This window comes from Aeromicrobium sp. (genome assembly GCF_014378035.1).
Classification (GTDB): domain Bacteria; phylum Actinomycetota; class Actinomycetes; order Propionibacteriales; family Nocardioidaceae; genus Aeromicrobium.
The window spans coordinates 1-20,278 of sequence record NZ_JACMOM010000282.1 but is presented as its reverse complement, the minus strand read 5'-3'; the positions used below and the strand labels follow the sequence as shown (position 1 = coordinate 20,278).

Genomic DNA, 20,278 nt, shown 5'->3' with positions numbered 1-20,278 from the left:
GTCTCGGTGATCGCGCGCGATCGTCGGCCCGGCTCGCCCGCACCGGTGCCCCCGACGGGGAACAGCCGGGGACGGTACGGCTCCTGCGCCGACGGGACGCTGGTGTCGGGGGGGGCCCCACCTTCAGCTCTTCCCTCACCTTCCCGCTGGGAGTGACGTTCTTGAGGTTCCTCCCGCCGGGTCGCATCAACACCGTCACTCCCAGCGGGGTCGGTGGCGGGGTCGGCCTGGTCGGGGGGGCCGGTGGGGTCGGTCGGGTCGGTTGCGTCGGTCGGGTCGGTGGGCTGGGGTTCGGGATCCTCGTGGGGGCTCGGGGGTTCTGGTGGGTTGGGCGGCTCATCGTCCCCGAGGATCTGGTCGAGCAGGTCTTCGTCGATGCCCGGTGCGTCGAAGGGGTTGCGGCGGCGACGGTGCGGCAGGGCCAGACGTGCAGCGGCCCGGATGTCCTCGCGGGCGACGCTGGTGCGTCCGTTCCACGCAGCGTGGGCGGCGGCGGCGCGGGCCGTGACGATGTCGGCACGCATGCCGTCGACCTCGAACGCCGCGCACACCTCGGCGATCTTGAGCAGCGCCCAGTCATCGAGGTCGACCTCGTCGACCAGCTTCTGGGCGGCCTGGATGCGATCGGTGAGCGCCGCCTCATCATCGGCGAACCTGCGCGCAAACGCCTCTGGATTGCTCTCGTACGAGAGACGTCGGCGGACGACCTCGACGCGCGAGGCGGGGTCGCGGGGGGCGGTGACCTCGACGGTCAGCCCGAACCGGTCGAGCAGCTGAGGGCGGAGCTCGCCCTCCTCGGGGTTCATGGTGCCGACCAGCACGAAGCGGGCGGCGTGCTCGACCGAGACGCCGTCGCGCTCCACCGTCGAACGTCCCATCGCGGCGGCGTCGAGCAGGAGGTCGACGAGATGGTCGTGCAGCAGGTTGACCTCGTCGACGTACAAGATGCCGCGATGCGCGCGGGCCAGCAGCCCCGGCTCGTACTCGGTGACGCCCTCGGACAGCGCCTTCTCGAGGTGCAACGATCCGAGCACGCGGTCCTCGGTCGCGCCGACCGGCAGCTCGACGAGCCGCACCGCGCGGGTCTCGACGTCGACGTCGGCGGCAAACGGTCCGTCGGGTGAGAGCGGGCTCGGCTCGAGGGGGTCGGACGAGAAGCGGTCGCCGGCGACAACGTCGATGGGCGGCAGCACCGAGGCGAGCGCGCGCACCATCGTCGACTTCGCAGTGCCCTTCTCGCCACGCACGAGCACACCGCCGATGGCGGGCGAGATGGTCGAGAGGGTCAGGGCCAGCGCCATGTCGTCTGAACCGACGACGGCACTGAAAGGGTAGTGCTGTGGCATGTGGGGCTCCCGCTCGATCTGCCATCGGCGGCGAGCGCGGCTGCGCCCACCGTGGAGGCCCGAGGCCGGTCTTCGGGCTTCCCAGGTCTAGGCCTGGGTCACCGCAGCGGGCCCTGTGCCGGAATTTCACCGGCTTCTCGATTCTCCCCGCAGCTTGCGCGTATGGGGCACCTCGAGCCTTGTGACGGCAACGATATCGTGACCCACCATGAGCACTCAGGTCACGGTCGTCGGCATCGGCGCGGACGGTTGGACGGGCCTTACCGCCTCCGCTCGCGAGCTGGTCGAGGGCGCGGAGGTCGTGCTCGGCGGCCCGCGGCACCTCGCGATGCTCCCCGACGCGCCCGAACAGACCCGCGAGCCTTGGCCGTCGCCGCTGCTGGAGGGGCTTCCCGCGCTGCTCGATCGCTTCGACGGGTCGCGGGTGGTGGCGCTGGCTTCGGGCGACCCGCTGGTGTCGGGTATTGCGACGACGCTCGTCGAGCTGATCGGTGAGGCGTCGGTGACGGTCGTCCCCGCGCTCTCGTCGGTCGCGCTGGCTCGTGCACGGATGCGCTGGTCGGCGGAGTCAACCGAGGTCGTCACACTCGTCGGACGCGATCCGCACCTCGTCGCACGGTCGCTCGCACCAGGGCTGCGGCTGATGATCCTGTCCTCAGACGGTTCCACCCCCGGAGAGGTGGCCGCACTGCTCACCGCGGTGGGGTACGGGGCCAGCCCGATGACGGTGCTCGCCGACCTCGGCTCCGACCACGAGGCGCGCATCGACGGGGTGGCCGCGGTGTGGGGCGACCATGCGGCGCCCGACCTCAATGTCGTCGCGGTCGAGCTCGTGAGCTCGGGGGCTAGGCCGCTCGGATTCGTGGCCGGGCTTCCCGACGATGCCTTCGACCACGACGGCCAGATCACCAAGCGTGACATGCGCGCGTCGGCCCTCGCTCGTCTCGCGCCGATGCCGGGACAGCTGCTGTGGGACATCGGCGCGGGTGCAGGCTCGGTCGCGGTGGAGTGGATGCGCGCCCACTCGACCTGCCGCGCGATCGCGGTCGAGGCGCGCGAGGACAGGGCCGCACGCATCGCTGCCAACGCAGCGACCCTCGGTGTGCCGGCGATCCGGGTCGTCACGGGCCGCGCTCCGGAGGCCCTCGACGGGCTGGAGGCGCCGCACGCGATCTTCATCGGCGGTGGCGCGACGGAGCCTGGGGTCATCGACGCGTGCTGGGCCGCGCTTCGTCCCGGCGGACGCCTCGTGGTCCACGGCGTCACGCTCGAGACTGAGGCAGTGCTGGCGGTCAGCTATTCCGCGCAGGGTGGTGAGCTGACCCGGCTGCGTGTCGAGCACGCGTCGCCGATCGGCTCGTTCACGGGCTGGACCCCGTCGCGGGCCGTCACGCAGTGGGCAGTGACGAAGGACGAGTCGTGACCGTTCACTTCGTCGGCGCCGGCCCGGGTGCCGCCGACCTGTTGACGCTGCGCGCCGTGGCGCTGCTCAACCGCGCCGACGTGTGTGTCTACGCCGGCACCTACATCAACGACGCGGTGCTGGCCCACTGCCCCGAAGGTGCCCGGCTCGTCGACACCCAGCACCTCGACCTCGACCAGATCACCGCAGCAGTCGTGGACGCACACGCTGCAGGGCTCGAGGTCGTGCGGCTGTGCTCCGGCGACCCGTCGATCTACTCCGCCCTGCACGAACAGGCGCGCCGGCTCGACGCGCACGGGGTGCCGTGGGACGTGACACCCGGTGTCCCCGCCTATGCCGCCGCCGCGGCACTGCTGGGTGCCGAGCTGACAGTGCCCGAGGTCGTGCAGTCCGTGGTGCTGACGCGCACCCAGGCCCGCTCCACCGCCATGCCGTCTGGTGAGGCGCTCGCCGGGTTCGCTGCCACCGGCGCGACGCTGGTGCTGCACCTCGCGATCAGGCACGCACGAACCCTGATGGTCGAGCTGGCCGTCACGCACGGTGCCGACTGCCCCGTGGCCGTGGTGGCTGACGCGAGCCAGCCGACGGAGGTCGTCCTTCGTGGCACCCTCGGCGACATGGCCGACCAGGTCGAGGCGGCTGGCCTGCGTCAAGCAGCCGTGATCCTGGTCGGCAAGGCGTTGGCCCCTGGCGTGCGCGGGGCGGAGTCGCACCTCTACGACCCCAAGCGCGTCCGCCCCACCACCTCCTGACCCGCCGCCGGGTGGCGGGGTCAGCGTGCGATGAGGGTTCGGCCAGCAGCGACGAGGGAGGACGAGATGTCTGCGGGCTCGCTCCCGACGTAGCCGGCAACCATCGCGCCGTCGCGCAGCATCATCAGGTGATCGGCGCGCAGTACGGCATCTTCGATGCCCATCTCGGCAAGGAGCTCGGCGACCTGCGCCGTGAGCCACGCCCGGTGCTCTGCCACGATCTTCCGGCCCCGGTGCTCGGGGTCGGAGAGCTCGGCGGCGGCGTTGATGAAGGGGCACCCCCGAAATCCGGGCGAGCAGCCGAAGGCGCCGATCGTGTCGGCGTACCAGGTGAGGACGGCCGCGGGATCGCCGGGATGAGCGGCACGCTGCTCCTGGATGCTGTCTTGCTCGGTGGCCGACTGCAGCTCGAGATAGGCGATCACGAGGTCGTCCTTGTGCGGGAAGTGCCGGTAGAACGTGGCCTTGGAGACACGGGCCTCCGCGATCAATGCATCGGCGCTCACCGCGCGGATGCCGTCGACGTAGTAGCGGTTCATGGCCGTGTCGAGGATGCGCTCACGCACTGGCTTCATCTCGATGACGGTCATGGTGCCTCTTCCCCGAGCCTGGCGACCGGTTTGTCGTTGTGCTTTGATCGATGTAGACGTACTAGTCAGTCTATGTCGATTCACAGGAGCACGCCATGCCAGAAAGCATCCTCTACACCGCTGTCGCCACCTCTGACGGGGACGGCCGCAACGGCCATGTCCGCTCGAACGACGGACTCATCGACACCGATGTGCGCACACCCACGGAGATGGGCGGCGCGGGGGGTGCGACCAACCCCGAACAGCTCTTCGCCGCCGGCTATGCCGCGTGCTTCCACTCCGCGCTCAAGGCCTCGAGCCGGGTGCACGGAGTCACGATCGTCGACTCTGCTGTCACCGCCGAGGTCGGCATCGGGCCGAAGGCCGGGAGCAGCGGCCAGTTCGAGCTGGCCGTCACGCTGCACGTCGAGCTCGGCGGCGGTGTCTCGCAGGAGGATGGCGAGAAAGCGGTAGGGGTCGCGCACCAGGTCTGCCCCTACTCCAACGCGACTCGCGGCAACGTCGAGGTGACCCTCGAGGTCGAGGTCGGCTGAGCCGAGCCCAGACGTTCGACCTGGCACCGCACGACAGGCCGTGCTCGTCGTTCCGGTGTCGATGCCGCGTCGTGACGTGTAGGCGATGGGTGGGGTTCCCCGGTCATTCCTCGGCATCGACGGGGGGCTCGGCGCCGTCGCGCTCGTCCCGGTCGGCCCACTCCAGCAGCGGGGCCAGGTCGAAGACCGCGTCGTCGATGCCACCGTGCAGGTCACCGAGGTCGGCGAAGCGTGCGGGCACGGTGGCGAGCGTGAAGTCGTGCGGGTCGACGTCCGCGACCTCGTCCCACCGGATCGGTGTCGACACCCGTCCGTCGGCGAATCCTCGCACCGAGTAGGCCGCGGCGATGGTGTGGTCGCGGGCGTTCTGGTTGTAGTCGACGAAGACCCGTGAGGGGTCGCGGTCCTTGCGCCACCATGCGGTGGTGACGTCGTCGGGTGCGCGACGCTCGACCTCGCGGGCGAAGCTGAGCGCGGCTCGGCGCACGTCGCCGAACCCGTGGTCGGGCGGGATGCGCACGTAGATGTGCAGACCGGACCCGCCGGACGTCTTCGGGAAGCCGGTGGCGCCCAGCTCGTCGAGCACCTCCCGGGCGACGAGGGCGACGCGCTGCACCGTCGAGAAGTCGCAGTCGTCACCGGGGTCGAGGTCGATGCGCCACTCGTCGGGCTTCTCGACGTCGTCACGACGGCTGTTCCACGGGTGGAACTCGACGGTCGACATCTGCACGGCCCAGACCACGGCGGCCAGCTCCGTCACGCAGAGCTCGTCGGCGGTGCGGTCGTAGCGTGGGAAGTGCACCTCCACGGTCTCCAACCAGGGTGGTGCGCCCGACGGCACCCGCTTCTGGTGCACCTTGGGGCCGGCGAGGCCCTGAGGGAAACGGTGCAGCATGGAGGGTCGCTCGCGCAGCGCGTTGACGATGCCCTCGCCGACGGCAAGGTAGTACTCCACGAGGTCGAGCTTCGTCCAGCCGTGGTCGGGGAAGTAGACGCGATCGGGGTTGCTGAGCCGCACGACCTTGTCGTCCACCTCGATCTCCACTGCGGGGGACGACGCCTTGGCCATGACCTCACCGTATGGCGTCTGCGCCACGCGCGCACGGATCTGCCGCGACTGGCGTCAGGACTCCTTGAGCGACGCCCGGAGCGCCCGGGCCACGTCGCGCATGGCGTCGGTGATCTCGGCGGCGCGGGTGATCACCTCGTCCGACATGCCGGCGGCACAGGTGCGGTCGGTCGCCTCTTCGAGCTCGGTGCGCGCCGCGGCCCCCGCCTGCGTGATGGTGCCCTTGTCATCGAGCCAGTCCCGGTCGAGCAGCCGCTCCTTGCCCGCTGCCCACTCCTCGTCGTTCCAGCCACGGAAGGCCTGCTGCTGCGGGAAGGTCAGCCCCGCAGCGACGTTGAGAACGTTGGCGTCGACGCCGTTGAGTCCGCGGGTGACGAGCTCTGCGACGTGGCAGTCGCCACGGAACTCGCGGATCACGGCGTCGGCGAGCCAGAACCGTCCGAGGTCGTCCTCGGGTGACGGCATCGGCGAGTGCGCGGCAGCCAGCGGCTTGCCGGCGAAGTCGAGCCCTTCGACGATGTCTGCGAGGGCGTCGGCGAGCGGAGCGACCTGCTCGCCGGTGACGGCGCGTCCGAGGATCGTGCGGGCCAGGTCAAGGCGCGACGCGTGGATGTCGGCGGGCGTCGCGAGGTGCCAGGCGTCGGGGATCGCGCGGTGCACGAGGTGGGGGGCGAATCCGTGGAACGTCGCGACGACCAGCTCTGGGGAAACCGCTCCCATGGGTGCCGCGCGGGAGGCGAAGTAGCCCATCCACGACCCCTTGAGCCCGATGGCGGCGTAGTGCGTGCGTGCCTCGGGTACGAGGTAGACGACGTTGTTGAGCGACTCGACCGAGCGCCAGAACGGGGTGGGTGCAGTCATCGCGCCAGTGTGACCCCTACGCTCGCGGCACGCCTGTCGGGTTCGGGTAAAGGACGGCGCCGGAGTCGGCGATCGACCTGGCGACGGTGAGCAGGCCGGCCTCGACGGTGATGATCCGCGCGGTCGCCTCACGATCGATGCCCGCCGCGCACACCCGGTCGGTCGTGGCCTCAATCTGGCCGCGCGCCGCCCGTCCGGCGTCCGTGATCGCCCCGTCGGCCCTGACCCAGCCGCGCTGCGCGAGACGTCCGACGGCATCGGCCCACTCCGCCTCCGTCCACCCGCGCCTCTCCCGTTGGCCGTCCGCCGCGAGCCCGGCGGCGACGGCCAATGCGTTGGCCGATGCCCCGTCGAGGCCTGCGGCGGTGAGTACTGCGACGTGGCAGTCGCCGCGGTACTCGCGGATCGCGGTGGCGGCGTGCCAGAGCCTGCCCGCATCGTCGTCCGGCTCGGGAAGGGCGACGTGCGCTGCCGCCAACGTCTTGCCAGCGAAGTCGAGACCGCGCGTGATGGCGATCAGCTCGGCGGCGAGATGGTCGGCGTCATGGCCGTCGAGGGCGGGCCGGAGGGCGCCGCGGGCGAGGTCGTACCTCGCCGCCAGGATGTCGGTGCGCGTCGCCATCGACCACGCGTCCGGCAGCGCGCGGCGGATCAGCGCCGGCGCGAAGCCGTGAAAGGCGCCGGTGACGACCTGCGGCGCGGGCGTCCCGAGCGCGGCGGACCGGGAGGCCACGTAGCCCATCCAGTAGCCCTTGAGCCCGACTGCCTCGAAACGCCGCCCGGCGTCGGGGGCGAAGTAGACGACGTCGTGGATGGCCTCGACCGAGCGCCAGAATGTCATGCCACCAGTTTGGCCCACCGCGGTCACGGTGACGACCTTCGGTAGTGTCCGAAGGGATGAGTACTCCAGCGCACAACACCCGCGTCCTCCTGGCTTCCCGTCCGCACGGCGAGCCGACCCACGACAACTTCCGGCTCGAGACCGCGCCGATGCCGGAACCGGCCGAGGGCGAGGTGCTGCTCCGCACGATCTACCTTTCGCTCGACCCCTACATGCGTGGTCGGATGAACGACGCGAAGTCGTATGCCGCGCCCGCCGAGCTCAACGCGGTCATGGAGGGTGGCACCGTCGCGGAGGTCGTGGAGTCGCGCGATGACTCGCTGCGGCCCGGCGACATCGTGCTCAGCCACCTCGGTTGGCAGTCGCACGGCGTGCAGGCCGCACGTCTGGTGCGAAAGCTCGACCCGCAGCGTGCACCGATATCCACGGCGGTCGGGGTGCTCGGCATGCCCGGTTTCACCGCCTACGCGGGGCTGCTCGAGATCGGCAAGCCGCAGCCCGGTGAGACGGTCGTCGTCGCGGCGGCCGCCGGACCGGTCGGCTCGGCCGTCGGCCAGATCGCCCGGCTCAGGGGTGCACGCGCGGTCGGTATCGCCGGAGGCCCCGACAAGGTGGCCTGGTTGCAGGAGCTGGGCTTCGACGAAGCCCTCGACCACCGCTCGCCGACCTTCAGGGACGACCTCAAGGCGGCCGCCCCGGACGGCATTGACGTCTACTTCGAGAACGTCGGCGGCCAGGTGTGGGACGCGGTGCTGCCTCGGCTCAACACGTACGCGCGGGTGCCGGTGTGCGGCCTCGTCGCCCACTACAACGAGACCGAGGCGCCCGACGGGCCCGATCGCTCCGTTCGGCTGATGACCTCGATCCTGTCCAAGAGCCTCACGATCCGGGGCTTCATCCAGAACGAGTTCACCAAGGCGCACTACAAGGACTTCCAGAACGAGGTGTCCACCTGGATCGACGACGGCGAGCTGCGCTACCGCGAAGACATCGTCGACGGCCTCGAGAACGCGCCGGAGGCATTCTTCGGGATGCTCAAGGGCAAGAACTTCGGCAAGCTCCTGGTGCGCGTCGGCGACGACACCACTCGCTAACCCGACCCAGCTGCGGGGGCTCAGGTGGATGAGCGGGGGGTCCAGGCCTGACCGGAGGCAGTCACGGACGTGCCGCTTGCACCGATGATCAGCAGGCACTTCATGTCGATCGACGACGCGTCGAGCTCGCCGAGGGTCGTCACGGTGAGCGACTCCTCGTCGCGGCCGACGTCACGTCCGATCACGACGACGGTGTCGGGGGAGCGGTGCTCGAGCAGCAGCTTCTGGGCGTCGGCGACCTGGGTGGTGCGCGAGCGCGAGGCCGGGTTGTAGATCGCCAGGACGAGGTCTGCCTCGGCGACGGCGCGGAGACGCTTCTCGATCAGGGCCCACGGCTTGAGCCGGTCGGAGAGGCTCATGACCGCGAAGTCGCCGCCGATGGGTGCACCGGCACGGGCCGCGACGACCTGCACCGCCGACAGCCCCGGCAGGACGCGGATCGGCACGGCAGCGTAGGCGTCGTCCGCGGCGGCCTCGAAGATCGCCGATGCCATGCCGAAGATGCCTGCGTCCCCGCCTGACACCACGGCGACGCGTTCGCCACCGAGGGCCAGGTCGAGGGCGATCCGGGCGCGGTCGACCTCGACGGTGTTGCCTGAGGCATGGCGCGTGAGCCCCTCGCGTTGGGGCACTCGGTTGACGTAGGGCGCATAGCCGACGACGTGCTGGACGTCTGCAAGCGCTGCGGTGACCTCGGGTGTGATCCATCGGTCGGGCCCGGGGCCGATCCCGACGACCAGCAGCTCGGCGGCGGCGACGGCGGTGGCATCAGTGGGTGCGGTGGAGGCGGCGCCCGTCGAGGGTGGCGGGACGGTCGCGGGCTTGGTGTCTCCGGGCACGACGATCAGCGAGAAGTAGGGCCCCGACGTCGCGTCGACGTCAGCCACCGGCATCCAGCGTTCCTCTGCCATCGAGGCCCGCTCGACGTAGGGAGCCCCATCGAGCCGGCCGGCCTGACGCAGGGCGGAGACGACGGCGGGAAAGGTGCGGCCGAGCTTCATGATGATGGCGCCATCGGTGTCGGCCAGCCGCCGGGCCAGCTCGGCCTCGGGCAGGGTGCCGGGCAGGATCGTGAGCACGTCGGTCAGGCGCACGAGGGGCGACGCGACGGCGGCGGTCGCGGCGGCGAACGCGGGTATGCCCGGCACGACCTCGGTCTCGAACCTGTCCGAGAGCCTGTCGTGCATGTACATGTACGAGCCGTAGAAGAAGGGATCTCCCTCGGCCAGGATGACGACGGTGCGGCCGGCCTCGAGGTGGGCCGACAGTCGGGCGTCGCACTCCTCGTAGAACTGCGCCATGGCTCCGGCATAGCCACCGGGATGGTCCGTGGTGCCTGTCGTGACGGGGTAGCGAAGCTCTTCCTCGATGACGTTGGACGGGATGAGCGAGGAAGCGATACGCCGGGCGTTCGACTGCTTGCCGACACCGGCGTGGTAAGCGATGACATCCGCGTTGGCGATCAAACGAGCGGCCTTGAGCGTGATGAGCTCAGGGTCGCCAGGCCCGACGCCGACCCCGTAGAGGCGTTCGGCGTCGACAGCGCCGGATCCGCCGGTCACTCCTTCTCCTGCGCCAGCGCGTTGAGGGCGGAGGCAGCCATCGCGGAGCCGCCCCGGCGACCGTGGACGGTGATGAACGGGATGTCCAGGGAGAACGCTTCGAGAGCCGCCTTCGACTCGGCCGCACCGATGAACCCAACCGGCATCCCCACGATGGCGGCGGGTCGCGGCGCACCGTCGAGCAGCATCTCGAGCAGGTGCGACAGCGCGGGGGGGGCGTTGCCGAAGGCGGCGACCGCCCCGTCGAGATGGTCGGTCCACAGCGAGACCGCAGCCGCAGACCGGGTGGTTCCCCACGCAGCCGCGAGCCCCGGCACCCTCTCGTCGCGCAGGAAGCACAGCACGTCGTTGTCCTTCGGGAGCCGCGCGCGGGTGACCCCGGCGGCGACCATCGTGGCGTCGGTGATGATCGGCGCGCCCGACTGGAGTGCGCCGCGTGCTGCCGTGACCAAGCCGTTGTGGACCTGCAGGTCGGCGGTCAGGTCGATCTGTCCGCACGCGTGCACCATGCGCACGGCGACCTTCTCGGCATCGGCCGGCAGGTGCGACAGGTCGGCCTCCGCCCGGATCGTCGCGAACGAGTCGGCATAGATCGCCGAGCCATCGTCGACGTAGTCGAAGTGTCGAGTGGGACGTTCGAGGGTCATGCCTTCTCCGGGGCTGTGTCGTTCAAGGCGGTGTCGCCCAGGGCAGCGTTGCCGAGGGCAGTGTTGCCCAGGGCTGTGTTCGCCAGGGCCGTGCTGTCCAGATCGGCCCTGTCCAGGTCGGGGACGACGATGCCGTGCCACGGCGTCACGACCAGCTCGTCACCGGCGCGTGCCAGCAGGTCGTCGGCGACCGCACGCGTGAGCAGCCCGTCGGTCACGGCGACGTGATCGGCGAAGCGCCCGTCGTCCTGCGCGATGATGCCGAACGCCGGCGGAAAGCTTCGGACCTGGGTGCGGAGGTCGCGGGCGTGGTGGCCGCCGAGCGCGACGGCGCGGTCGTCGCTGAGCTCATCGGCGTGCCACAACGCCGTGGCCCCCTCGCCGTTCAGCTGCAGGAATCTGCTGGCGAGGGCAGCCAACGCCTTCGGCGCCTCGTCGAGGGGTGCCACCTCGCCCCACCGATGCGATCCGATGCGCAGCTGGGCAGCATCTGACTCGACTGCCATGAGCCCGACATCGAGCGCCCGCGACGACACATCGCCCCGGCCGTCGTCGAGGACGAACAGGAACCGCCCGGCCAGCCCGGCCAGATCGGCGTCGGCGCACAGCAGGCGATCGAGCTCGATCGCGACGGGCCGCAGGTCGGCACGTCCGCCAGCCCGACCGGTGAGCGGCGACACCATGATGTTGCGCACGAGCTCGTGGCTCTGCGAAGGCAGCAGCCCCGCCTGGGTGAGCGCATCGACCAGCGCGTCAGGCACGGCGCCCTCCTCGTGGGCGATGCCCCGCAGCTGCAGGTTGGTGCGTTTGGTCAGCAGGATGGTGCCGTCTGCCCAGCGCTCCGCGATGTCGATCAGCGCGCGCAACGTCGTAGCCGGGACGACCCCTCCAACGAGTCGCAGACGTACGATCGCGCCGTCGTCGGCGATCCACGGTCGAAGCACTCCGGGGCAACGGTCGGCGTACGTACGGGCGCTCACGGGCACATCATCTCAGGTCGACCTGTCACCCGAGCTACCCGCGGCCGAGCTTCCCGTCCCATCCCCCGCGCTGGCGGTGACGTTGTTGAGGCGACACGCCGTCATGGACCACAAGAGCGTCACTCCCAGCGCGGACGGGACGACGGCCATCTCCGACCGGTAGGCTGACGACAACTTCCACGCCGCAGGAACCCGGTGACAACTCCGGAGCGGTTCCGCCACTGTGACGCCGACAGGCCAGCCAGACACTGTGCGTGGGAGAAGCCGACCACACGGGCGAGAACCCCGAGGAGGAACATGACGCGCATTGCTCTGCTGTCCACGTCGGACACCGACCTGCTGTCGGCCCGAGCCTCGGGCGCCGACTACCTGTACGCCAACCCGGCCCGTCCGAGTCACCAGATGGCCGACGCCATCGAGGCCGCCGACCTCGTCGTGGCCCGCATCCTGGGGTCGCCCCAAGATCTGTGCTCCGGCTTCGAACGCATCCGCGCCACCGGCAAGCCCATGGTGGTCCTCGGTGGTGAGCAGACGCCGAACGCCGAGCTGATGGAGCAGTCGACCGTCCCGATCGGTATCGCGGCCGACGCGCACGTCTACCTCGCCGAGGGTGGGCCGGCCAACCTCGCGCAGATGCACGCCTTCCTGTCCGACACCGTGCTCCTGACGGGCGAGGGATTCGAGCCGCCGGCGGTGCTGCCCGACTGGGGCCTCGCAGCGCGCACAACCGTCGAGTCCGACCTGCCACGTGTGGGCGTGCTGTTCTACCGAGCACACGAGGCCAGTGGCAACAGCGGGTTCGCGCACCAGCTCGCCGATGCCATCGATGCCACCGGCGAGGCGGTCGGCGTGCCGATCTTCTCCTCGTCGCTGCGAGCCGCGCCCGACGCCCTGTTCACCGAGCTGGGCAACCTCGACGCCCTGATCGTCACCGTGCTCGCAGCCGGCGGCACCAAGCCCGGCACCGTCAGCGCCGGCGGCGACGACGAGGCGTGGGGCGTCGAACGCATGAAGGCACTCGACATCCCGATCCTGCAAGGCCTCTGCCTGACCTCGAGCCGTGATGACTGGCTGGGGTCCGACGAGGGCGTCACCCCGCTCGACTCGGCCAACCAGATCGCCATCCCGGAGTTCGACGGGCGCATCATCACCGCGCCGTTCTCGTTCAAGGAGATCGACCAGGACGGGCTCCCGCGCTACGTCGCCGACGCCGAGCGCTGCACCCGTGTGGCCGGCATCGCCGTCGCCCACGCCCGACTGCGCCACATCGCCCCGGCCGACCGCAGGGTCGCCATCATGCTGTCGGCCTACCCCACGAAGCACAGCCGGGTCGGCAACGCCGTCGGCCTCGACACCCCCGTGTCCGCGATCCGGCTGCTGCGAGCCATGCGCGACGCCGGCTACGACCTCGGCGAGCCCGGAGACATCCCCGGCCTCGAGCCGATGCCGCCGGTCGAGGGCGAGGAGCCCGACACGACGAGTGGCAACGCGCTGATCCACGCGCTCATCGCGGCCGGTGGGCAGGACGAGGAATGGCTCACCAGCGCGCAGCTCACCGACAGTCACGTCCGCATCCCGGCCGCCAGGTACGCCGAGTGGTTCGACGGCTTCGACCCTGCCCTCAAGGAGTCCATGACCGCGGCGTGGGGTCAGGCACCGGGCGAGCTCTTCGTGACGGAGTCCTCCCACGACGGCAAGGAGATCGTGCTCGCCACGATCACCGCGGGCAACCTGGTCATCCTGATCCAGCCCCCGCGCGGGTTCGGTGAGAATCCCGTCGCGATCTACCACGACCCCGACATGGCGCCATCGCACCACTACCTCGCGGCCTATCGCTGGCTCGAGAACCGCCCCGAGCGCGGGGGCTGGGGCGCGCATGCCGTCGTCCACCTGGGCAAGCACGGCTCGATGGAGTGGTTGCCGGGAAAGAACGCGGCACTCTCGGCGGCGTGTGCCACCGACGCCGCGATCGGCAACATGCCGCTGATCTACCCGTTCCTGATCAACGATCCCGGCGAGGGGGCGCAGGCCAAGCGTCGTGCCCACGCCACCATCATCGACCACCTCATCCCGCCGATGGCGAGGGCAGAGTCGTACGGCGACATCGCGAGGCTCGAGCAGCTGCTCGACGAGTACGCCAACATCGCCGCGATGGACCCGGCCAAGCTGCCCGCCATCCGTGCGCAGATCTGGACGCTCATGAAGGCCGCCCAGATGCATCAGGACCTGGGCCTGGAGGAGCGTCCCGACGACGAGGCGTTCGACGACTTCATCCTGCACGTCGACGGGTGGCTCTGTGAGGTCAAGGACGCGCAGATCCGCGACGGCCTGCACGTGCTCGGGCAGGCTCCGGAGGGTGAGCAGCGGGTCAACCTGGTGCTCGCGATACTGCGCGCCACCCAGATCTGGGGCGGTGACACCGGCTCGCTGCCCGGCCTCCGCGCAGCACTCGGGCTCAAGGAGGGTGCCGAGCAGCTGGGCGCAGTCGACGCCACCGAGACGCAGGCCAAGGCGCTCGTCCAGGCGATGGAGGACGGAGCCATGCAGGACGGTGCCTGGGACGCCAGTGTCGCGGCAACGCTGCACGACGACCCGGCCGTCGTGAGCATCCTGCGATTCGCCGCCGACGAGGTCGTGCCCCGGTTGGCCAAGACGTCCGACGAGCTCGACGCCGTGCTGCACGCCCTCGAGGGTGGCTTCATCCCTGCTGGCCCCTCGGGGTCACCCCTGCGCGGGCTCGTCAACGTGCTGCCGACGGGCCGCAACTTCTACACCGTCGACCCCAAGGCTGTGCCGTCGAGGCTCGCGTGGGAGACCGGCCGCTCGATGGCCGACTCACTCATCGAGCGACACCTCTCCGACACCGGCGACTACCCCCGATCTGTCGGCCTCTCGGTGTGGGGGACGTCGGCGATGCGGACATCGGGGGACGACATCGCCGAGGTCCTCGCACTGATCGGCGTGCAGCCCGAGTGGGACGAGGCGTCGCGGCGTGTCAACGGGCTGACGGTCATCCCGCTCGCCGAGCTCGGCCGACCCCGCATCGACGTCACGGTGCGCATCTCGGGATTCTTCCGCGACGCGTTCCCGCACGTCATCGGCATCCTCGACGACGCGATCCAGCAAGTCGCTGCACTCGACGAGACCGACGAGCAGAACTACGTCCGTGCGCACGCCCAACGCGACCTCGCCGAGCACGGCGACGAGCGGCGGGCGACGACTCGCATCTTCGGCTCCAAGCCCGGGTCGTACGGTGCGGGCATCCTGCAGGTCATCGAGGCCGGCAACTGGCGCGACGACAACGACCTTGCCGAGGTCTACACCGCGTGGGGTGGGTTCGCCTACGGCCGCGACCTCGACGGTGCACCGGCTGCCGACGACATGCGCGCCAACTACCGCCGCATCGCCGTCGCCGCCAAGAACATCGACACCCGCGAGCACGACATCATCGACTCTGACGACTACTTCCAGTACCACGGCGGCATGGTCGCGACGGTGCGCGCGCTCACCGGCGTCGAACCCAAGGCCTACGTCGGCGACTCCACGACGCCCGACGCGGTGCGCACACGCTCGCTGCAGGAGGAGACCACCCGCGTGTTCCGCGCGCGCGTCGTCAACCCGCGCTGGATCGGGGCGATGCAGCGCCACGGCTACAAGGGCGCCTTCGAGCTCGCGGCCACGGTCGACTACCTGTTCGGCTTCGATGCCACGACGGGAGTCGTCCACGACTGGATGTACGACACAGTCGCCAAGGAGTACGTGCTCGACGAGACCAACCAGGCGTTCATGAAGCGGGCCAACCCGTGGGCGCTCCGGGGCATCATCGAGAAGCTCAACGAGGCAGTCGACCGCGACCTCTGGGCCGAGCCCGACGCGGACGTGCTGGCCGCGATGCAGCAGGTCTACCTCGATGTCGAGGGCGACCTCGAGGATCGCGACTCCTGACGATGGCGGTGCTGTGAGGCTCATCCGGGTCATCGGTATCGGCGCGGGCCACCCCGACCAGGTGACGGTGGAGGCCATCGCTGCGATGCGGTCGGTCGACTTCTTCATCACGGCCGACAAGGGTGGGCACGACCCGCTGCTCGCCGCCCGCGAGGCGCTGCTCACGCGCCACCTCGATGTCGTGCCACCGGTCGTCGCCGTGCGAGACCCGGAGCGCGACCGCACCACGTCGTCGACAACGACAGCGACCGACTACGACCGGGCAGTCATCGACTGGCACGACGCGCGCGCCGAGGTGTTCGAGCGAGCGATCCTTGACCACGAGGGTGACGTCGGATTTTTGGTGTGGGGTGACCCGGCCTTCTACGACTCGACCATTCGCATCGTCGAGAAGGTGCTCGCCCGCGGCAAAGTAGAGGCCGTGTGGGACGTCATTCCCGGCATCTCGAGCCTCCAGATGCTGGCTGCCCGGCACCGGATCGTGCTGCACGGCATCGGTCAGCCGATACTCGTCACCACGGGCCGGCGTCTGCGCGAGGCCGTCGAAGCCGGTGCCGACAACATTCTCGTGATGCTCAACGCGCGCCTCGAGCTCACCGGGCTCGAGGAGTGGCAGATCTGGTGGGGCACCAACCTGGGCACGAAGGACGAGCGACTCGTCAACGGTGCTGTGGGCGACGTCCTCGATCAGATCCTGACCCAGCGCGCCGAGGTGAAGTCCGTCGCCGGATGGGTCATGGACGTGTACCTGCTGCGCAAGCCCTGACATCGACTTGCTGCCTTTGGTGTGGCCTGGGGAGGGCTGGTGGTGGCTTGGAGGTGTCGTGGTGTCCGGTGAGGGTCCCCTGAGAAGCGACATCCGTCATCCCCTAAGGTAAGGCATACCTGACCTGAGGAGAACCGACGTGCGACTCACATCTTTGCCCGCTGCGATGGCTACGGCGCTGACTCTTGCCGTCTTGTCCGCATGCGGGGGCGCAGGCGACGAGGATTCTTCGATCACGGTCTACAACGCTCAGCACGAAGAGCTGCTCGAAGAGCTGGCACCGGCGTTCACCAAGAAGACCGGAATCGAGGTGAAGCTCCGCAATGGCAGCGACTTCGAGCTTGCCAATCAACTCGTCCAGGAGGGCGACGCGTCTCCCGCCGATGTGTTCCTGACCGAGAACTCACCCGCGATGTCGCTGGTTGAGAGCAAGGGGCTCTTCAGCAAGCTCGACGCCACAACGCTCGATCTCGTCCCGGCGCAGTACGAGGCCAAGAGCGGCGAGTGGATGGGGTTCACCGCTCGCTCGACTGTCCTGGTCTACAACACCTCCAAGGTGACCAAGGGCGACTTGCCTGACTCTTTGCTCGATCTCGCGGACCCGAAGTGGAAGGGCAAGGTGTCGTTCTCCCCGACCGGCGCCGACTTCCAGGCCATCGTCAGTGCCGTGCTCAAGCTCAAGGGAGACGCGGCGACCAGGGAATGGATCAATGGGCTCAAGGCCAACGGCACGGTCTACCAGGGCAACAACGTCGTGCTCAAGGAGGTCAACGCCGGGACGATTGACACCGGCGTGATCTACCACTACTACTGGTACCGCGACCAGGAGGAGTCGGGCGGGAACAGCAACGAATCGGCCCTGCACTTCTTCGGCGACGAAGATCCGGGCGCCTTCCTCAGCGTCTCGGGCGCCGGTGTCCTCAAGGCGAGTGACAACCAGACCGATGCGCAGAAATTCGTCGCATTCCTAGCCGGCGAGGAAGGCCAGAAGGCCCTCGCGGACAGTTACGCGCTGGAGTACCCGCTGAACCCGGCGGTGGACCTCGGCCGCGACGTCAAGCCGCTGTCCGAGCTCGACCCGCCGACCGTCGACCTCTCCTCGCTCAACGGGCCCGAAGTGATCTCGATGCTCCAGGACGCCGGGTTCCTCTGATCAACGCGCTACTCGTGGCACGACGGCAGGGAAGGCGAAGCGCCGCTCCGACTTCCCTCCTCGTCGTCTCGGCAGCGGTGGCAGCGTTCGCGCTCATCCCGCTCGGCTACCTCGTCGTGTACGCCACCTCGCTCGGGGGCCAGGAGGTGTGGGACCTACTCGTCCGACCGCGAATGGGTGAGCTGCTCTGGAACACGTCGCGCCTCGTGTTCGGTGGCTGCCTGCTGAGCCTCATCCTCGGGGTCAGCTGCGCCTGGGTCGTCGAGCGCACGGACGTCCCGGGCCGCAATCTTTGGCACGTCCTCGCCGCTGCACCTCTCGCAATTCCCGCCTTCGTCAACAGCTCCGGATGGGCCTCGCTGACGCCCGACGCCGAGGGCTACATCGGAGCCTTGCTGATCGTGACGCTGTCGTACTTCCCGCTCGTCTACCTCCCGACCGCCGCGATGCTGCGCGGACTCGATCCGGCGATGGAGGAGGTCGCCCGCTCGCTCGGGCTCGGCCCGGGAGGGACCTTCGTGCGTGTCGTCCTTCCCCAGCTCCGACCGGCGATGATCGGTGGAGCGCTGCTCGTGGGTCTGCACATGCTGTCGGAGTTCGGCGCGCTCCAGATGCTTCGCTTCCCGACCTTCACCACGGCGATCTACGACCAGTACAAGTCGTCGTTCAACAGCGCCGGAGCCAACGTGATCGCGGGAGTCCTCGTGCTGTGTTGCCTCCTTCTCCTGATGGCCGACCTGCGCCTGCGCTCCGACCCCCGGCTGGCGCGTGTCGGCAGCGGAGCAAAGCGGCACGCAAGTCCCGTACACCTCGGCGGCTTGCGTGTTCCCGTGCTCCTGCTGCTGGTCGGCCTGTCTGCGGCATCTTTGGGAGTGCCGATCTACAGCCTGATCCACTGGCTCGTCGTCGGGTCGTCCACGGCCTTCCCGCTTGGCGAGATCCTCTCAGCCGCCGGCACCTCCATCGGACTGGGACTTCTTGCCGCCCTGGTGACCGTCGTCCTCTCGGTGCCGGTCGCCTGGCTCTCGGTGCGGTTCCGGACACGAACCTCGACCACGATCGAGCGCAGCGCCTATGTCGCCAACGCGCTGCCCGGAATCGTCGTGGCGCTGGCCCTCGTCACCGTGTCGATCAACTACTTTCCCGGGATCTACCAGACATATGTGCTACTCATCGCCGCGTACGCGATCATGTTCCTCCCGCGGGCCCTGGTCAGCGTGAGGTCCGCGGCCGAGCAGCCTCCGCCGGTGCTTGAGGACGTCGCGCACGGCCTGGGATTGAGCCGGCTGGCGACGGCCAGGCGGGTCACGCTGCCGCTCCTCGCACCCGGCATCGGCGCTGGAGGAGCGTTGGTGTTTCTCGCTGTGACGACAGAGCTGACAGCGACGCTGCTGCTGTCGCCAATCGGCACGTCGACCCTCGCGACCGAGTTCTGGGTCAACTCATCTTCCGTCGCCTACGGAGCGGCGGCACCATATGCGCTGCTGATGGTCCTGATCTCACTCCCGGCGACCTACCTGCTGAGCCAGCGCCCATCGTCGAAGGTCATGACATGAGCGGAGACGGGCTCGTGGTCTCGGGGATCACCAAGTCATTCGGTGACAACCGGGTGCTCGACGGCATTGACCTCGAGATTGCCGCCGGGTCGATCGTTGCCACACTCGGCCCTTCCGGCGGTGGCAAGACGACACTGCTACGCATCATTGCCGGATTTCTCGACGCAGACGGCGGGTCGGTCACGCTCGACGGCAACCCCCTCGTCACCAACGGTCGCGGCATCGCCCCACAGCGACGGGGCATCGGGTACGTCCCGCAGGAAGGTGCCCTCTTCCCGCACCTCGATGCTGCTTCCAACATCGCTTTCGGGATTCGCGGCAAGGCCGGCCGTGGCTTCGACGTCGACGCGATGATGGCCCTGGTCGGCCTCGATCCCGTGCTCAAGAGTCGCCACCCGCACGAGCTCTCGGGTGGCCAGCAGCAGCGCGTCGCGCTTGCGCGCGCTCTCGCCCCGCGACCGTCCATGGTGTTGTTGGACGAACCGTTCTCGTCGCTCGACGCGGGGCTTCGGGTCGAGACCGGCAAGGCGGTCGTACGGGCGCTTCGTGCTGCGGGCGCCACGGCGATCCTGGTGACTCATGACCAGGATGAGGCACTGGCGCTGGCCGACCGGGTCGCCGTGATGCGCGACGGGCGGGTCGCGCAGCTGGCCACGCCGATCGACCTGTACCGCCAACCTGCCGACCCGGCTATCGCGTCGTTCGTCGGGAGTGTCGTCGTCCTACCGGCGATGGTCGCAGGCGGTACAGCCAAGAGTCCCCTGGGTGCGCACGAGGTCAGACCGGGCGGACCGCAGGGGGCCGTGAAGATCCTCGTCCGGCCTGAGCAGGTCGTGCTCGACCGGTCGTGTGCGGTGGGGCCGAAGGCTCGGGTCGAGGATGTCGCCTTCTTCGGTCACGACGCAACTGTGCGGCTCAGGCTGGTCGACAACTGCCTGGAGCTGGACGCCCGCGTGCTCGGCAGGGATCTGCCAAGGATCGGAGACGTCGTAGGCGTGAGCGTCCGGGGCGACGTTGCGGTGTTCGCCGAGGAGCACCCCTCATGATCACGACCCGCAACGCCTTCTCGACCCTCCGGGAGCACGGCAACCGTCCGGCACTCATCACGACCGACAGCACCCTGACCTTTGCGGAGGTCGGCGACCGCGTCGACGCCGCCC

General features: G+C 69.5%; 17 protein-coding genes and 1 riboswitch. Of the genes, 9 read left to right on the top strand and 8 right to left on the bottom strand.

Going from position 1 to position 20,278, the window contains the following annotated elements:
* Window positions 1-1,346 (bottom strand): ATP-binding protein (locus tag H7290_RS14520; protein WP_290514732.1); only part of this gene is annotated, 1,346 nt, incomplete at its 3' end.
* A gap of 45 nt (window positions 1,347-1,391) precedes the next feature.
* Window positions 1,392-1,536: riboswitch (cobalamin riboswitch) on the bottom strand.
* Between the two features lie 18 nt (window positions 1,537-1,554).
* Between H7290_RS14520 and cbiE the strand changes: the two genes are divergently transcribed.
* Window positions 1,555-2,769, top strand: coding sequence for a precorrin-6y C5,15-methyltransferase (decarboxylating) subunit CbiE (cbiE, locus tag H7290_RS14515; RefSeq protein WP_290514731.1), 1,215 nt, complete (start codon window positions 1,555-1,557; stop codon window positions 2,767-2,769).
* Window positions 2,766-3,521: a precorrin-4 C(11)-methyltransferase gene (gene cobM, locus H7290_RS14510; RefSeq protein WP_290514730.1), complete on the top strand. Its 756-nt coding sequence runs from the start codon at window positions 2,766-2,768 to the stop codon at window positions 3,519-3,521. The genes cbiE and cobM overlap by 4 nt, the downstream gene beginning before the upstream one ends.
* 20 nt (window positions 3,522-3,541) lie before the next feature.
* On the opposite strand, the gene H7290_RS14505 is transcribed toward cobM, so the two are convergent.
* On the bottom strand, window positions 3,542-4,111 hold the full coding sequence (locus H7290_RS14505) for a TetR/AcrR family transcriptional regulator (RefSeq protein WP_290514729.1): 570 nt from the start codon (window positions 4,109-4,111) through the stop codon (window positions 3,542-3,544).
* Between the two features lie 95 nt (window positions 4,112-4,206).
* On the opposite strand from H7290_RS14505, the gene H7290_RS14500 reads away from it, so the two are divergent.
* Window positions 4,207-4,644: an organic hydroperoxide resistance protein gene (locus H7290_RS14500; protein WP_290514728.1), complete on the top strand. Its 438-nt coding sequence runs from the start codon at window positions 4,207-4,209 to the stop codon at window positions 4,642-4,644.
* 103 nt (window positions 4,645-4,747) lie between these two features.
* Here the strand turns inward: H7290_RS14500 and ligD are convergent, their stop codons facing one another.
* Genes ligD through H7290_RS14485 form a run of 3 tightly spaced genes read right to left on the bottom strand, consistent with a single transcriptional unit; the run spans window position 4,748 to window position 7,415 of the window.
* Window positions 4,748-5,713, bottom strand: coding sequence for a non-homologous end-joining DNA ligase (gene ligD / locus H7290_RS14495; protein ID WP_290514727.1), 966 nt, complete (start codon window positions 5,711-5,713; stop codon window positions 4,748-4,750).
* A gap of 54 nt (window positions 5,714-5,767) precedes the next feature.
* Window positions 5,768-6,574, bottom strand: coding sequence for a hypothetical protein (locus tag H7290_RS14490; protein WP_290514726.1), 807 nt, complete (start codon window positions 6,572-6,574; stop codon window positions 5,768-5,770).
* Window positions 6,575-6,590: 16 nt separating this feature from the next.
* Window positions 6,591-7,415 carry a MarR family transcriptional regulator gene (locus H7290_RS14485; RefSeq protein WP_290514725.1) on the bottom strand — a complete coding sequence of 275 codons (825 nt, stop codon included), beginning with the start codon at window positions 7,413-7,415 and terminating at the stop codon, window positions 6,591-6,593.
* Between the two features lie 56 nt (window positions 7,416-7,471).
* Between H7290_RS14485 and H7290_RS14480 the strand changes: the two genes are divergently transcribed.
* Complete coding sequence (locus tag H7290_RS14480; RefSeq protein ID WP_290514724.1) at window positions 7,472-8,509, top strand: NADP-dependent oxidoreductase; 1,038 nt, start codon at window positions 7,472-7,474, stop codon at window positions 8,507-8,509.
* A gap of 20 nt (window positions 8,510-8,529) precedes the next feature.
* On the opposite strand, the gene H7290_RS14475 is transcribed toward H7290_RS14480, so the two are convergent.
* Genes H7290_RS14475 through H7290_RS14465 form a run of 3 tightly spaced genes read right to left on the bottom strand, consistent with a single transcriptional unit; the run spans window position 8,530 to window position 11,698 of the window.
* A complete protein-coding gene (locus tag H7290_RS14475; protein ID WP_290514723.1) occupies window positions 8,530-10,071 on the bottom strand; it encodes a precorrin-2 C(20)-methyltransferase in 1,542 nt (513 codons plus the stop codon).
* Window positions 10,068-10,718 carry a precorrin-8X methylmutase gene (locus H7290_RS14470; RefSeq protein ID WP_290514722.1) on the bottom strand — a complete coding sequence of 217 codons (651 nt, stop codon included), beginning with the start codon at window positions 10,716-10,718 and terminating at the stop codon, window positions 10,068-10,070. The genes H7290_RS14475 and H7290_RS14470 overlap by 4 nt, the downstream gene beginning before the upstream one ends.
* Window positions 10,715-11,698 carry a nitrite reductase gene (locus tag H7290_RS14465; RefSeq protein ID WP_290514721.1) on the bottom strand — a complete coding sequence of 328 codons (984 nt, stop codon included), beginning with the start codon at window positions 11,696-11,698 and terminating at the stop codon, window positions 10,715-10,717. The genes H7290_RS14470 and H7290_RS14465 overlap by 4 nt, the downstream gene beginning before the upstream one ends.
* A 297-nt stretch (window positions 11,699-11,995) precedes the next feature.
* Between H7290_RS14465 and cobN the strand changes: the two genes are divergently transcribed.
* The 5 genes from cobN to H7290_RS14440 all read left to right on the top strand — a co-directional run bounded on the left by cobN (window position 11,996) and on the right by H7290_RS14440 (window position 20,164).
* A complete protein-coding gene (cobN, locus tag H7290_RS14460; RefSeq protein ID WP_290514720.1) occupies window positions 11,996-15,643 on the top strand; it encodes a cobaltochelatase subunit CobN in 3,648 nt (1,215 codons plus the stop codon).
* A gap of 13 nt (window positions 15,644-15,656) precedes the next feature.
* Complete coding sequence (cobF, locus tag H7290_RS14455; protein ID WP_290514719.1) at window positions 15,657-16,409, top strand: precorrin-6A synthase (deacetylating); 753 nt, start codon at window positions 15,657-15,659, stop codon at window positions 16,407-16,409.
* Window positions 16,410-16,548: 139 nt separating this feature from the next.
* On the top strand, window positions 16,549-17,562 hold the full coding sequence (locus H7290_RS14450; RefSeq protein WP_290514718.1) for an iron ABC transporter substrate-binding protein: 1,014 nt from the start codon (window positions 16,549-16,551) through the stop codon (window positions 17,560-17,562).
* Window positions 17,563-17,576: 14 nt separating this feature from the next.
* On the top strand, window positions 17,577-19,118 hold the full coding sequence (locus H7290_RS14445; RefSeq protein ID WP_290514717.1) for an iron ABC transporter permease: 1,542 nt from the start codon (window positions 17,577-17,579) through the stop codon (window positions 19,116-19,118).
* Window positions 19,115-20,164, top strand: a complete 1,050-nt coding sequence (locus H7290_RS14440; protein ID WP_290514716.1) for an ABC transporter ATP-binding protein — start codon at window positions 19,115-19,117, stop codon at window positions 20,162-20,164. The genes H7290_RS14445 and H7290_RS14440 overlap by 4 nt, the downstream gene beginning before the upstream one ends.
* Window positions 20,165-20,278 lie beyond the last annotated feature (114 nt).